General features: G+C 60.1%; 8 protein-coding genes. 5 read left to right on the forward strand and 3 right to left on the reverse strand.

Going from position 1 to position 13,579, the window contains the following annotated elements:
* Window positions 1–303 precede the first annotated feature (303 nt).
* The 5 genes from mazG (at window position 304) to QZ377_RS05360 (ending at window position 8,612) form a co-directional block, all read left to right on the forward strand.
* Window positions 304–1,101 carry a nucleoside triphosphate pyrophosphohydrolase gene (gene mazG / locus QZ377_RS05340; protein ID WP_291440164.1) on the forward strand — a complete coding sequence of 266 codons (798 nt, stop codon included), beginning with the start codon at window positions 304–306 and terminating at the stop codon, window positions 1,099–1,101.
* A complete protein-coding gene (locus tag QZ377_RS05345) occupies window positions 1,062–3,398 on the forward strand; it encodes a hypothetical protein (RefSeq protein ID WP_291440165.1) in 2,337 nt (778 codons plus the stop codon). Before mazG ends, QZ377_RS05345 begins: the two co-directional genes overlap by 40 nt.
* Window positions 3,395–5,827 carry a hypothetical protein gene (locus QZ377_RS05350; protein WP_291440166.1) on the forward strand — a complete coding sequence of 811 codons (2,433 nt, stop codon included), beginning with the start codon at window positions 3,395–3,397 and terminating at the stop codon, window positions 5,825–5,827. The genes QZ377_RS05345 and QZ377_RS05350 overlap by 4 nt, the downstream gene beginning before the upstream one ends.
* Before the next feature lie 808 nt (window positions 5,828–6,635).
* Complete coding sequence (locus tag QZ377_RS05355) at window positions 6,636–7,427, forward strand: acyl-CoA dehydratase activase (protein ID WP_291440167.1); 792 nt, start codon at window positions 6,636–6,638, stop codon at window positions 7,425–7,427.
* Window positions 7,428–7,472: 45 nt separating this feature from the next.
* Window positions 7,473–8,612 (forward strand): double-cubane-cluster-containing anaerobic reductase, encoded by a 1,140-nt coding sequence (locus QZ377_RS05360; RefSeq protein ID WP_291440168.1) that lies wholly within the window; start codon window positions 7,473–7,475, stop codon window positions 8,610–8,612.
* Between the two features lie 231 nt (window positions 8,613–8,843).
* Here the strand turns inward: QZ377_RS05360 and QZ377_RS05365 are convergent, their stop codons facing one another.
* The 3 genes from QZ377_RS05365 to QZ377_RS05375 form a co-directional block, all read right to left on the reverse strand.
* Window positions 8,844–10,310 carry a 4Fe-4S dicluster domain-containing protein gene (locus QZ377_RS05365; RefSeq protein ID WP_291440169.1) on the reverse strand — a complete coding sequence of 489 codons (1,467 nt, stop codon included), beginning with the start codon at window positions 10,308–10,310 and terminating at the stop codon, window positions 8,844–8,846.
* Between the two features lie 373 nt (window positions 10,311–10,683).
* Window positions 10,684–11,343 carry a DUF4956 domain-containing protein gene (locus QZ377_RS05370; RefSeq protein ID WP_072312150.1) on the reverse strand — a complete coding sequence of 220 codons (660 nt, stop codon included), beginning with the start codon at window positions 11,341–11,343 and terminating at the stop codon, window positions 10,684–10,686.
* Window positions 11,344–11,377: 34 nt separating this feature from the next.
* Window positions 11,378–13,579, reverse strand: a 2,202-nt coding sequence (locus tag QZ377_RS05375) for a CotH kinase family protein (protein WP_291440170.1), incomplete at its 5' end; no start/stop codon positions are given.

The raw sequence follows: 13,579 nt of genomic DNA on the forward strand, positions 1-13,579 counted from the left end.
CAGCCTCTCAAGGCGTTTACGGCGTTTACTTATGATGCTTGGCGGCGCAGTCGCCCTGCGCCCGCATCACGGCGGCAGCCATCTGCCCGCCTGCCGTCAGGGCAATGTCATGTGCGCCTGCCCTGAACAGGTCCCGTGATGGGCTGTATGTTTTAAAAGGCCAATGCGGCCGGAAAACTGGCTTCCGCCGCAACCGCGCCGTCTGACGGCACACCGCGCACAGTGCGGCAACCTGACGGCGGGCATACCGCAAGGGCTGCCTCCGGCCTTCGTATCAGTAACCGGCACAAGGAACACAAATTCATGGAAAAAAACGCTGTTGAAGAGTTGCAGGGCATCATTGACACGCTCACCGGTCCCGAGGGCTGTCCCTGGGACAAGGAGCAGACCGCCCACACATTGGCCGACTATATTATTGAAGAAAGCCACGAACTTGTCAGCGCCATCCGTTCGGGCAATGTGGCCGACATCCGCGAAGAACTGGGCGATGTGGCCTTTTTGCTGCTCTTTGTGGCGCGGCTGTACGAAAAGAACGGGCAATTCACCTTTGCCGATGCCCTGAACAACAACAGGGCCAAAATGATCCGCCGCCATCCCCACGTTTTTGGCGACACGGTGTTTGACAGCCTTGATGAACAGCTCAAAGCCTGGGAAAAAATCAAAAGGGCCGAACACGCCGATGAAGACGGCAAACCCAAGGGCCTGTTTGACAGCCTGCCCGAAAGCCTGCCGCCGCTGATCAAGGCCTACCGTATTCATTCCAAGGCCGCCCGCGTGGGTTTTACCTGGGCCAAGGACGATGAGGTGGAGCAGCAGGTGGAAGCCGAATGGCTGGAATGGCTGGACGCCTCCGCCAACAGCAGCGCGGAAGCCCAGAAGCATGAACTTGGCGACCTGCTTTTCAGTATTACCGAACTGGGCCGCCGCAAGGGCATCAAGGCCAGTGAGGCCCTGGACCTGGCCACACGCCGCTTTCTGAAGCGCTTTACCCGTATGGAAGAGCTGGCCCGCGCCCAGGGGCAGGACTTCAACGCCCTGAGCCTCGATGAAAAGGACGAACTGTGGAATACGGCCAAGGCAGAGGAAGAAGCCCGGTCCTGAACCGGCACGGCGCAACGCCCGCTACGTGCGGTGCGGCATGCCGCCCTGTGGCGGCAGCCTGCCGTGCCGCGCAAAAGGCGGGGACCCGCGCGCTGCCTTCGCGCAGCCAGGCTGCGCCGAGCGCTGCTCACAGCGTTCTCACGCAGGGCGCACTGCTGCTTTGCCTGCTGCTGACTGTTCTGCTCGGCGCATGCGCGCCGGGCCAGAAAACCGCCGCGCAAAAAACGGCAGACCAGAACGCAAGCGCCCGGGCCGGAGCGCACACAAGCCCTCTGCCCCGGGCTGATCCGGGCTATCTGCAATGGCTTGAGCGCCAATCCATGCTGGGTTCCACCCAGGACCTGACGGCGCAGGTGTCCGGTACAGGTCTTATCTGGCGCAACAGCGCCGCGGCCCGCCGGGTTCCCCTGCTGCTTTCCGCCGCTCCGTCCTGGCTGGATGTGAATCCGCACACGGTTACATCAGGGCAGCCTTTCTGGCGGGCGCTCGGCCTGTCCCCCCTGCCCGACATGCTCGGGCAGGCAGGCCTGAATGGTCTTTTCGCAGCCCCCACTGGCGAAAGAGGCGACATATGGGGCAGCTATAAAATGCTTACCCCCGGCGGAGGTAACGTAACGGCCCTGCGTTTCGATACTGCTCTGGGCAGTGAAGAAGATTTTGACAGGGCCGCAGGCCGCCTGGAAAATCTCGATGTGCAACTGGGCGGCGAACTGCCGCCCTCAGCCACGGGCCTTGGGCCTGATTTTATTTTGCAGGCGCGGCACGCCTCGCGTTTTGACGGCCTCTATGCCATGATGGCCGTGCCGCAAAAAGACTGGGATGTCCTGCCTGTCACCGCCGATGAATGGGACTGCCTGCCCCTGCGCCCGCAGGCCGTGCAGGCGCTGACCCAGCGCGGCATTTTACCTGAACGTCTCGTGCGCGACGGCGTGGCCTGGACCACGCCCGGCGGCTGGGCGGTCACGGGTGAAGTGCGCGGCGCGGACGGGCAGCCGCGGCGGTGGGTTTACCGCTACAGCGGGCATCCCTTGCGCCCAGTTCTGCTCTGGCAGGACCCCTCCGGGCAGGCGCGGCGCATATTTTCCGCTGCGGTTATCCGTCATACGGGGCTGCAGCAGCAGACCCTGGCCGGATTGCGCATGGAGGCCCTTATGGGGCTGGATGTTCCGCCATCCGGCGATGGAGCGCCTGAAGCACGACGCTCCGCCCAGCCCCGGCGAGTGGCTCCTGACCGGGACAGTACGCCGGGCAGTACGGCGGACGCGCAACGGCTGATGGAGCTGACACCCGGCCTGGAGGCGCTGGACGCCCTGTCGGGTGAAGTCCACCGCTACGGCGGATGGGCCATGCAGGACGACGCCCTGCCGCCCTCCCTGACGCGGGCGGTGCTGGATACGGCCGTGGATTTTACACGCGACACCATTACGGAACCGGCGTCGGCCTACGCGCTGCTGAGCGGCGATGCCGCTCCCCTTGCCGGATTTTTGCGGGCATCGCTGGCCGAAGGCGTGGACCACAGCCGTCTGGCCCGTGGGCAAAAAGACAGACAGAGTGTGGACTGGCGCCCCCTGCTGGCCCTGCCCGAAGGACGGAACATGGCGCGCCGCGCGCAGGAGCAGGCCCAGGCCCCTGCCGATGCCACGGAGTTGTGGACCACGCAGACCGGTCTTGCGGCACTGGCTCTGGGGCTGGATGCGACGGCAGCAGTACGGCCGGAGCAGGCGAAAATCCTGCGGCAGACAGTGCTGCTGCTGCTTTCCTTCCGCGTGGGACTGCCCGGCCTTGCTTTTATAAGCCCGCAGGATATGACAGGAGCGCTCAACATGGCGCGCCCCCCGGCGGGTCTGCCCGCCAGTATGGGCAGCGTTCCCCTGTGGGATGAGCAGACAGGGCATGCGGGCAGCATACCGCCCCTGCCGCTGGCTTTCGGCTCTCTGGACAGGCAGTGGGCCGACAGGCAGAGTTTTCTTCATGAACTGGCGGCTCTTTTACGCGCCCGGCGTGATGCCGGTCTGGCCGGAGGCCGGGTAGCAGAAATTTTTTCAGGGCCTCCGGGTTGTGTCGGCGTGCTGAGCGCCCTGCCCGGCGGCTACTGGCTGCTGGCCGCCAATTTTTCCGGCAAGCGGCAGCGCCTTGCCTGCGCGCTGCCCGCAGCGGCCCGCGCGGCACACGAGGTACCATCCGGCCCAAACCTGCCCCTGCAAGGGCGCACTGTGGAACTTGACCTAGACGCCCGCCAGGCCCGGCATATTCTGCTCACGGGACAGGCGGCAACACCTGAAGGAGCGAACCCATGACCCAGAACTCCACCCTGCCTGAGGACGGCCAGCCCAAATGCACGGACAATGCCGACCAGCACCTTTCTTCCGGGCCGGGGCAGGAAACTCTGGCAGCCGCGCCCGGCCAGGAACAGGAAACCGCCTGTCCGGCGTCCGGTGCGGACACGGATGAACAGCACCCTGCGGCAGACTGCCCCTGTGCTGCGCCTCATGCCGGGACAGACTCCAGGCCAGATGCTGAAACCGGCGCAAGCCCGGATGTAAGCCCGGAGGCAATGCCAAACAGCAGGCAGGAACAGCCGCAGATGCATGAGCAGTCCTGCCGCCCCGGCGAAGCGCATGCGGGGCACATCCCCGCCGACGGCAGCCAGGCTGCCGGTACAGCCAAAAAACGGGGCGTATTCTCGTCCTGGCGTGGCAAAAACGGCCGCAGCACCGGAGCCGCCACGTCCGAAAACGTCGTGGCAGCCGGTATCAAGGCTGCAATGACGCCCCCGGAACCAAACGCCGCCCAGAAATTTTTTGAAACCGCCAGCCGGGTAGGACCGTTCTTTCTGCTTTTGCTCCTTCTGGCTCAGGCCTGGCCCGCCTTTATGGGCAATGCCCTGTACTGCCCGCGCGAAGCGGAGAGCATCTTCATCTTCAGCCAGACCAGCCAGAGCGGCCTGTGGCTGGCCCCCGCCGCCCCGGGTCTGGCGCACTGGCCTGTGTACCACTGGTATCTTGCGGGCATGCAAAGCCTCGTGGCTCTGGCGGGTCCCGGTTTCGGGCATCTGCTCTTTCCCATGGCGGGCCTGGCGGGCGCACTGCTTTGCCTCATGAGCGTCTGGACCCTGGCCCGTGTTGCGGGCCTTGGCGCTCAGGCAGCGCTGGCCGGCGGCATGATTCTTCTTTCCGCGCCGCTCTTTGTTCCCATGGCCCATTTTACCGGGCCTGAAAGCCTTGCCACGGCTCTCACGCTCTTTTCTCTGGCGCTGCTCTGCCACGGTTGGCAAAAACCCCATGCCTGGGTAAGCCTGCCCGCCGGTTTCATCCTGGCGGGCCTGGCCGGACTTACAGGCGGAATTTTTCAGCTAATGCTGCCGCTTGTGACCAGTGTTTTCTTCCTGAGCTGGCGCGGAACCTTCCGCCGGGCGCAGGGCATGGACGGCGTGACCGGTTTTGTGCTGCTCCTGCTGCTGCTGGCCTGCTGGCTTGGCGGCGTCATGCTGTGGCAGCAGCCTGAAGGCTATCTCAAGTTTCTGGGCGAGCGCCTTATTCTCTGGCCCTGGCCCAGCGCCCAGTGGTGGTTGCCTCTGCTTGTGGCGGCAGCGGGCCTGCTGCCCTGGGCCGCCATTATGGCCTGCGTTTCGTGGGTTCGAGTGCTGCGCACCGCCCCCGCCGACCTCGCTGCCTCCCGCAAGGAGCGTTCGGGCATTGCCTTTTTGTGGATCAGCCTGGCTGTGGCCTGCGTATTGAGCCTGGCTGCCTACGACCCGGCCTCCGCAGCCCTTACCATCATCTGCCTGGCCGCCCCACTGCTGGGCAAGGCCCTTTTGCGCCTTTCCGGCCTTGGCGGCCGCCTGTTCTTCATTTTCGCGGCCCTGTGTCTTCTGCATGCGGGCATGGCATTGGTGGCGGCGGGCTTTGGCCCCACGCTCGACTGGATGGGCGGCTTCTTCAAATTCAGCCTCAGCCCCGAACAGCGGGAAATGGTGCTCGGCCTCAAGGCTCTGCCCATTCTTGGCAGCATCTGCATAGTAGCCGCCGTACTGCTGAGCCGCATGGTGCGCAAGGGTGCGCATGGCGGCATGGGTGGGGCTCTGCTTATCTGCGCCGTCATTGTGATTCTTTTGGCCCAGCCCGGCACCATGCTGCTTGGCCCCCAGCTCAAGACCGTGCCGCAGGCGCAACTGCGTCACCTTGATGAACTGCTGCACCCCCAAGCCGCCCCCGCGATTCCTGCGCCCGCAGTAAAAAGCCCTGAAGCGGCTGCCCCTGCGCCGGAAGAAACCACCTCCGAACCGGCAGCGCCGGAAACAGGCGTACCGCAACCCGATACTGCGGCCCCTGCTGATACGGCGAGCCCGGTTGAAAAAGCGCTGGAAAAAGCAGCTTCTGAAGCGGCCGCCTACGATGCCCGTGCAGCCGAAGAAATAAAAAACCGTAACGCCGCCCCCGCACAGGATGCGGAAGATGCCTCCGCCGCGTCCAGCCCTGCAACAGTACCGGGTGCAGCCGAAATTCCCACGGTTGAAGACACGGCGGCAGAGGCAGCGCCCGCCACCACGGCGCAGGACGAAAAGGCCGCCGCTGCCGGTGAAGACGATGCCAAGGCCCAGAGCGCGCACCCCGAAGAGCCTGCGGCAGCCACACCTGAAGCGCCTGTTGCCCCAGATGCCTCCGCTACCGAAAAAACGAATGCAGACAATGCCTCCGCTCCGGAAAAAGAGCAGCCGAAGCAATAAACACGCATAGTAAACCGACCCGGAGGCCCTCTGTTTGTTACAGGACAGAGGGCCTCTTTTTGAAACAACTGCCGCACCGCAGAAAGCGGCATCCTTACATACCGCGAACAGGCCGCGAACAGGCAGTGAACAGGCCGTAATCGCTGTCCCGTGCATGTCGCTCCCGCCTGGCTGCAAAAACGTTGCAACGCGCCCGGTACGCAGCATCGGGAAAAACCGGTCTTGCGGCAACGACAAGCGAAAAGCGCCGCGCAGCAGTTTTTTCGCGAAACACCACGAGCGCGAGCCACAGGGCCACCGATTGACAGTCCTGTTTCTTTTGACGATAGTTCATAGATGAAAACAACAGCAAGGCAGGCCATACAGACAGATGAGTTCCTGAGGGCGGCGGATGTAACGCCGCTCAGCACAAGACGCTTTCTCGCCGGCCCTGCCTTGTCTGCCGTCCAGCGCCGCACGCGCGTTGGCGTAACCTGAATCGTGGCGCTGTGGGGCAGGTTGTCCCGCCTGAAATTCTGAACAGCGCCATTCCTGTTCCATCAGCGGCGGTTCAGATTTTCCGCCGGTCCTCCTCTTCATAGCGCAGCCCCGCAAAACGCGGGGTTTTTTTATGCCTGTCGCAGGTGCATCCACAATGCCCAGGGGCGGCATGGCTCACACGGTAACGCGCCCGCCCTTGGGCAGACCGGGTGAAACAGCCGCACCGCGGCAGACACAGCTTGCCCGCGCCTGTTTTGCGGCGAGGATTTCATAAAAATCCTTGCGGAGCGTTCACGCACGGCATGCCCAATGCCCAGGAGGACAAACAATGTTCGCAGCCGGAATAGATGTAGGCTCTGTGGCCGCCAAGGCCGTCATTTTTGATACGACAAGCCGCAGCATGGCGGGTGGCACGGTGCTGCCCACAGGCTGGAACACCCGGGAAGCGGGCGAGCGCGCGCTGGATGCCGCCTGCGGCCAGGCCGGGGTGGACCGGGCCGACCTGGCCCGCATTGTGGCCACGGGCTACGGACGCATCGCCCTGCCGTTTGCCCATAAAACCGTGACGGAAATCACCTGTCATGCCCGCGGCGCTTCGTGGCTTTTTCCCGGTTCCGGTGTGGTGCTCGATATCGGCGGGCAGGACAGCAAGGCCATCAGCCTGGATGAAAACGGCGGTGTGCGTGACTTTGTAATGAACGACAAATGCGCGGCAGGTACTGGGCGTTTTTTGCAGGTACTGGCCGGTATTCTGGGCATGCCGCTGGACGAACTGGGCAAAGCCGCGGCTGGCGGCAGCCCGGTACCCATCTCAAGCATGTGCGCAGTGTTTGCCGAAACAGAAATTGTCGGCCTGCTGGCGCAGGGAACCCCGCCCGCCGATCTGGCGGCCGGGGTTTTTGTGTCCATAGCCAGGCGCATGCGGGGCCTTGCACGCCGCATTTCTTTTACGGGGCAATGTGTTTTTACCGGCGGTATGGCTACAAGCCCGGCGTTTTGCGAATTTCTTTCCCGGGAACTGGAAATGCCTGTGCGTGTTCCCGATGAACCGCAACTGGTGGGCGCTCTGGGTGCTGCCCTGCTTGCGGCGCATCAGCTTGAAAAGAAACATCATACCTAGTCGGCCCGGCAAAAGGGCCAAATCGTAAACCAGCAAGGAGCGGATATGAAATGCGCCAGTTTTGACAGAATTACCACGGCCTTTGAAAAAAACGTGCTCAACCTTACGGAAGCCAAGCAGAACGGCAAAAAAGTGGTGGGGCAGTTCTGCCTGTATTCGCCATCAGAGATTGCCTTGGCTGCCGGGGCCATTCCCGTGTCTCTTTGCGGCACAAAAAACGATTCCATACCCGCCGCCGAAGAGGTGCTGCCCCGCTCCCTCTGCCCGCTGATCAAAAGCAGCTTCGGCTTTGCCCTCAATGACAGTTGTCCCTACCTGGCGGCCGCAGACATTGTGGTGGCCGACACCACCTGTGACGGCAAGAAAAAAATGTATGAACTGCTCGCCCCGTATAAACCTGTGGCCCTGCTGCAACTGCCGCAGATTCAGGACAACGACGCCCTGTCCTACTGGCGCAAGCAGTTTGAAGGGCTGGTACGCCGTCTTGAGCAGGAATTCGGCGTCAGCATCACCGATGCCAAACTGCGCGAGGCCATTATCCTGATGAACCGTGAGCGGCTGGCACTCAAGGCTGTCATGGATCTGGCGCAGCGCAGGCCTTCGCCTGTTACCGGAGTGGAACTGGTGGAAATCGCCTTCAAGACGTCCTTCTTTCCCGACAAGGAAGTGGGCATCGCCATGCTGGAGGATCTGGCCCGGGAAATGGGTACACTGGCCGATGAGGGGCAGACGGCTTTCAGCCCTGAGGCTCCGCGCATTCTGCTTACGGGCGTTCCTGTGGGTCTTGGCTCACACAAGGTCGTGCGCCTTATTGAGGAATGTGGCGGTAGCGTTGTCTGCCTTGATAACTGCTCGGCCTATAAAAAAACCCGCGTCATGATGGAAGAAGACAGCGACCCGCTGACCGAGATGGCAAAACGCTATCTGGATGTACCCTGCGCCGTCATGTCCCCCAATCCGCACAGGTACGAGGCATTGCGGCAGATGGCGGCGGATTTTTCGGCAGATGCCGTGGTGGACCTCACATGGCAGGGCTGCCAGACCTATGCTGTTGAAGCCTGGACCCTGAAAAAATTTGTGCAGAATGACCTGGGGCTGCCCTATCTGAATGTTGAAACAGATTACTCCGAAACAGACACCGAACAGCTCAAGGTGCGCATTGAGGCCTTTTTGGAAATGCTGTAGGCACTGTTTTTCAATGCCGTTGCGGCAAATGCGCCCCGGATGCTCGTAACAGTCACGTAGCGCTGTAAAGATATTACGGCGCCTGTTCGCAAAACATAAACGCCCTGGGGCTGTCCCCGCGCCGTTACGCCAGTAAAACAAAACAGAAGCCGCTTGCCGACCTGTGTATCATGCAGAACGGCAAGCGGCTTCTGTCACCGGAAAAACAAGCTGCCCGCGCCTGCGGGTGCGTTACCGCGCCAGGCCCGTCCAGGCCTTACGGCCGCTGGCCCACAGCGTCAGAGACAGCACGCCGAGAACCGCGGCAAGACCCAGATGCGCGAGGTCCATGCCCATGACCAGTTCCGGTGCAAAAGAAAATGCAGGCAGATTTTTCAATACGCGAAAAATTCCCGTAAATATCAAGCCCGCAACCAGCCACGCGCGCACCGCCCCCCAGAACACAAACCGGGGAAAACCGCCACCTGCTTTCAGTTTGAGCGTCATCAACAGGCAGCACAATGCTATCAGCACCGCACCTGCCACATAGTGGATATTCAGGGTGGTATAAAAATCTCCGGTCCAGCCCATACCGGGCAGTCCTGTCAAACCATAGCGCGTGGCTATGGGCATCTGCATCATGCCGGTAAAGCCCAGTATAAGAGCCACAGTAACCCATAGCCGTTTTATCCAGCCGGGAACCGCCAGCGACGCGGGCTTTGCCGCCGCAACTCCCGTGAGCCCGGTGGCCGCCTGTTTTGCATCCAGCGCGGCGCTGCCGCTTTTGGCGCTTCGCGCCATGCCTGCCGCAATGCCCGCCAGCGGGGCAGCCACAAGCATACGCCCCAGGTTCGCAGCCTGTGCCATACTGTCCGGCACATCCGCCAAGGTGGGCCTGCCCGGCCCCGGCTCCTTTACGGCTGCCAGGTCTTCAAACGGCACGGGCGAGAGATAAAACGTGTTGGTGCCGCCGTTTTCTGTCACACCATAAAGATAATGGCCGCGCTCGGCCGCAAGCGCCTGCGCATGGGCGAGCAGTCCCGCGCGGGGACCGATGGTCTGCACCTGCTCGGGGCAGACCTCAATACATGCGGGCAGTTGCCCCTTTGCGTAACTGTCCGCACAGCGATCGCATTTGTACATGACGCCGTTGCCTGCAAAGCGCGGCATAAGATGCAGATACGGCCCTACCCCGGACTGGCGCTGCGGCACATGCCACGGACAGACCGTGCGGCACTTGGCCCCGCCAAGACAGGTGGACGGACTGATATTCACAGTGCCGGTCTGCGGATCACGGCTGCACGCACCCCAGGGACAGAGATTGGCACAGGGCGGATTGGTGCAGTGCATGCACCGGCGCGGTATGTGCAGGTCAAAGCTTGCGCCGTTTTTCTGCACGGTCACGGTTTCAATATACAGCCAGTTATAGGGGGTGAGCCTGTCATCCACATCCTGCCGTTGCGACCAGTCTTCAGTCTTTGTACCCGGTGGGAAGAGCTCGGGCATGGGCCTGCTCACCACGGGATACCGCGCGCCGTTGCGCTCCTGGCAGCCCTGGACACATGCGCCACAGCCGATGCATTTTTCAAGCTCCAGCAACGTGGCGTACTGAGCGCCGCCACCCGTGGCAGCCAACGCATCGCCACTGCCGCGCCCCGTCACTGCCGACAGGCCCGCCGCCCCTGCCCCCATAAGAAACATACGTCGTGAATGCTTCATAACCTAGCCTGTACCTTGTATTATCAGTATACATTCCTGCTCTTTTATGCCCGCTTTTTCCACAAAAGCAAAGCGCCCGCAAACGGCAATCAATGCGGACCCAAGCCGTGCAGCCTTAACACTACTCGACGGTTGATAAAACATAAGTTCAATTTATCTTCACGCTTAACAACGACACTGGTCGTTTAAAAACATTGAGAATGTGTGTGCGCAAAGGTAAAATCTACTGCATGGCGCACCCGCGCGCAGGCGGCAGGGCGACGCAAAAAGGGCATAAAAACTTCCACTCTCGTGGAGGTTTTTATGCCCCTGAGTCATATTTCATTTCTGCGGATCACGCCGCGCAGATGCGTATTATGTGCAAATGCTGCTTTTACGAATAGGTTCCGTTGTATTCCACCAGCGTAGCGCTATCCACAAAATCGGCCGCAGTAAACGCATCCATAAATTCTATGCGGCCCTTCCTGACCTTGACCTCAAGGGTCAGCTCCGTAGCACCGCGCGAAACGCTTTTGTTTTTCAGCTTGCATTTCAATTTTTGCAGCAGCGTACTCACCTGCCCTTCAGCTTCGGGGGCATAGCGCAAGATCAGCAGAAACGTGCGTGCATCCCTGTGCACAAAGGTCATGGCAATATAAACAAGGCCAATAACCGCCGTGCCGAAAATCGCGACCATATAGAGCCGTGCCCCGGCGGTAAGGCCTGCGGCGATGCTCCAGTACAGAAAACCCACATCCAGCGGATCCTTGATGGGAGCGCGAAAACGCACAATGGACAGCGCCCCGACCATACCGAGCGACAGAACAAAATTCGTGCCGATGGTAATGATGATAAAGGCGGTTATGCCGCTGACGATAAGAATGAGAACGCCAAAATTTTCGTTATAAACAATGCCGCGATAAAAAAAGCGGTACAGCAAATAAATGGCAAGCCCGCAGCCAAGGGCAACAGCCATTGTCACAGCCAGAGAAAACATGGTCAGCGTTTCCTGCTGCGAAAACAGCAGCAGAACCTTGCGAAGCTCTTCAGTCATACGTCACCGGCATCATGCAAAACATGGTAAATGGTTATTCAACACGAATAGAAGACAGTATCTGCCCATCCCGGTTGCGCAGATAAATGGTTTCGCCCTGCACGGGCTTGAAGTTCACCTGCATTTTCTTCAGGGCGGAAATGTGTCGCGCGCCCTTGCCCACAAAAGGAACCGCTTCGCCCGGAGTAAAAACCATACCCGCCAATGCGTACTTTTGGGGTTTGCCCAATCTGTCGCTCAGGTACAGCCCCTGCGCTTCAAATGGTCTGTCTGTGGTGTTGCGCAATGAAAAGCCGCAGACATGGCCGTGATCATAGGCATCTTCGAGCACCAGCGGCGACGGGCTGTCTTCTGTCACAAGCTTCACCCGCACTTCACCCGCTACCGCATCACGCGAGGAAAGCGTGATTTTGTTCCCCCGCCTGACCTGCCCGTTCACCTCCCAATGCCGTACGGCCTTATCCGGCGGCAGGGTCGCAGCAAGCTCAACGGAATTTTCAACAAAATACCAGCCTTCGGGATCGGGCCGGTCGATGGTATTAAGGCGGGCCGGACCTTTCACCACAACGTGATAAAGGTCTGTATAGCCCAGAATGCGGCGCAGCTCATTGAGCGCATGTTCCGGACGCTCCCTGAAAAACGTAAGAATGTTTTCACGCCCTCTGGCAATGGTCTGTTGCAGGCCGGGCGGGCTATATACGCCATGTTGCGCCGCATACTCAATTTCGCCAAGGCTTATGACATTCAGTTCCTGCATGACTTGCCGCACATTGTCTTCAGCGTAATGAGCAAAAGCCATGTCGCAAATATTATTGGCAAACTGAGCGGCCGATTCCGGGCGCTCAAGCAGGGAGGCGAACAGGGTGGGATTGGACGGAGGCTTGGCACCACCCCACGGACTCATGGCAGAAACATCCATATCATATAATACGTAGCGCCACCGACCATCCAGAGCAGAACCAGGCACTTTTTCAACACCTGTATAGCGCCAGACTTTAATGTTGTTCTGGTCATCGTGCAGCCATTCTCTATTATCTATATATGTCTCTATGGCATAATATAAAATAAAATCATCAACATCGATCTTATTTGAGACATCATTATAAAGAGAATCACTCATTGGTTCGAGTTCACAGCGCCTCGTCAACGCCCTGAATTCTTTTATCATGCGCCAATTCAGCAATTCCGGATATTTGGGCGATGAGCGCAGTCTTTTTACGCCGCCATTAAAAGCGACAAAATCTTCCCGCGAACGGTTAAAAAAACTCTCCAGCAGGCTGTCGTCCATCCGGGCGGTCAGATAAGCATGGCCATAATAAGCGCCATTAATATAAACCGCAGCGGAATGCATCGGCGATACCCAAGAATACCCGGCCCGGGCGGCGATACGCGCAATCAGCGGCGTGCGTATCTGCGCATCATAAAGATCCTGCCCACCGCTGCTCAGCGTCAGGGAATCATAGGAAAACACAGGGAATACGGCATCTTCGCGGGCCAGTTCGGCAAAGAAGGGGTATTTGAATTTACCCGCAGCCGGTTCATAGGTCTTGCGGGCCGTGAGGCGCAGAGATTTTTGCGGATAATGCCGCGACACGCCGCCAAAAACACGCAGTCCGGCTTTTTGCGACAGCAGACGGACACCGTCCGGATCAAAAATTTCCACATCCACCGGCCGTTCCCAGTTCCGGCCCCGTCCTTTATAGTTGGCGTCGTGGGCGTTCGTGTCTTTTTCGGGATGTCTTTGCACGGACTCTGCCCGCAGCTTGCCCGGCACAAGTATGCCGGTAGCGTCTCCGTACAGGTTTTCATTGTCCGTCGAAAGAGAAAAAACATAAGAGCCGTAACGCGAACGGATGCCCGGCTCAATAAAATAGCTGTGCGTGCTGACCGCGCTTTCCTGCCCGTCAATCACCGCGACAGCCTTGACGACAATGCAGGTTTTGCCCTGCTCGGGTACAAGGGTAATGGGGCCTGTATAGCGGGTGCCGGACCTTGTGGGGCGGGAGCCGTCAACGGTATAGAATATCCGCGCATCAGGCCGCCCGCTGGAGATTTTTACCTGTACGGATTCCGTGTAGAAATGCATGGATGGGCTGAAGACGGGCCTTTCAATCCTTTCCTTTTCCTGCTGTATCGTGTAGCCAACGATTTCGCGCAGGTTTTCCCTATCCGAAGGCGTCGACGACCCGGAAATACCGGAAGGCAAAAGAAAGGACAACGCAACGCACGCCAGCGC

It is taken from the genome of Desulfovibrio sp. (genome assembly GCF_019424165.1).
Taxonomy (GTDB): domain Bacteria; phylum Desulfobacterota; class Desulfovibrionia; order Desulfovibrionales; family Desulfovibrionaceae; genus Desulfovibrio.

What these genes read in the sequence shown, in the direction of transcription:
- mazG (WP_291440164.1), top strand. Translation starts at nt 304, where the DNA reads ATGGAAAAAAACGCTGTTGAAGAGTTGCAGGGCATCATTGACACGCTC.
- QZ377_RS05355 (WP_291440167.1), top strand. Translation starts at nt 6,636, where the DNA reads ATGTTCGCAGCCGGAATAGATGTAGGCTCTGTGGCCGCCAAGGCCGTC.
- QZ377_RS05370 (WP_072312150.1), bottom strand. Translation starts at nt 11,343, where the DNA reads ATGACTGAAGAGCTTCGCAAGGTTCTGCTGCTGTTTTCGCAGCAGGAA.
- QZ377_RS05360 (WP_291440168.1), top strand. Translation starts at nt 7,473, where the DNA reads ATGAAATGCGCCAGTTTTGACAGAATTACCACGGCCTTTGAAAAAAAC.
- QZ377_RS05350 (WP_291440166.1), top strand. Translation starts at nt 3,395, where the DNA reads ATGACCCAGAACTCCACCCTGCCTGAGGACGGCCAGCCCAAATGCACG.
- QZ377_RS05365 (WP_291440169.1), bottom strand. Translation starts at nt 10,310, where the DNA reads ATGAAGCATTCACGACGTATGTTTCTTATGGGGGCAGGGGCGGCGGGC.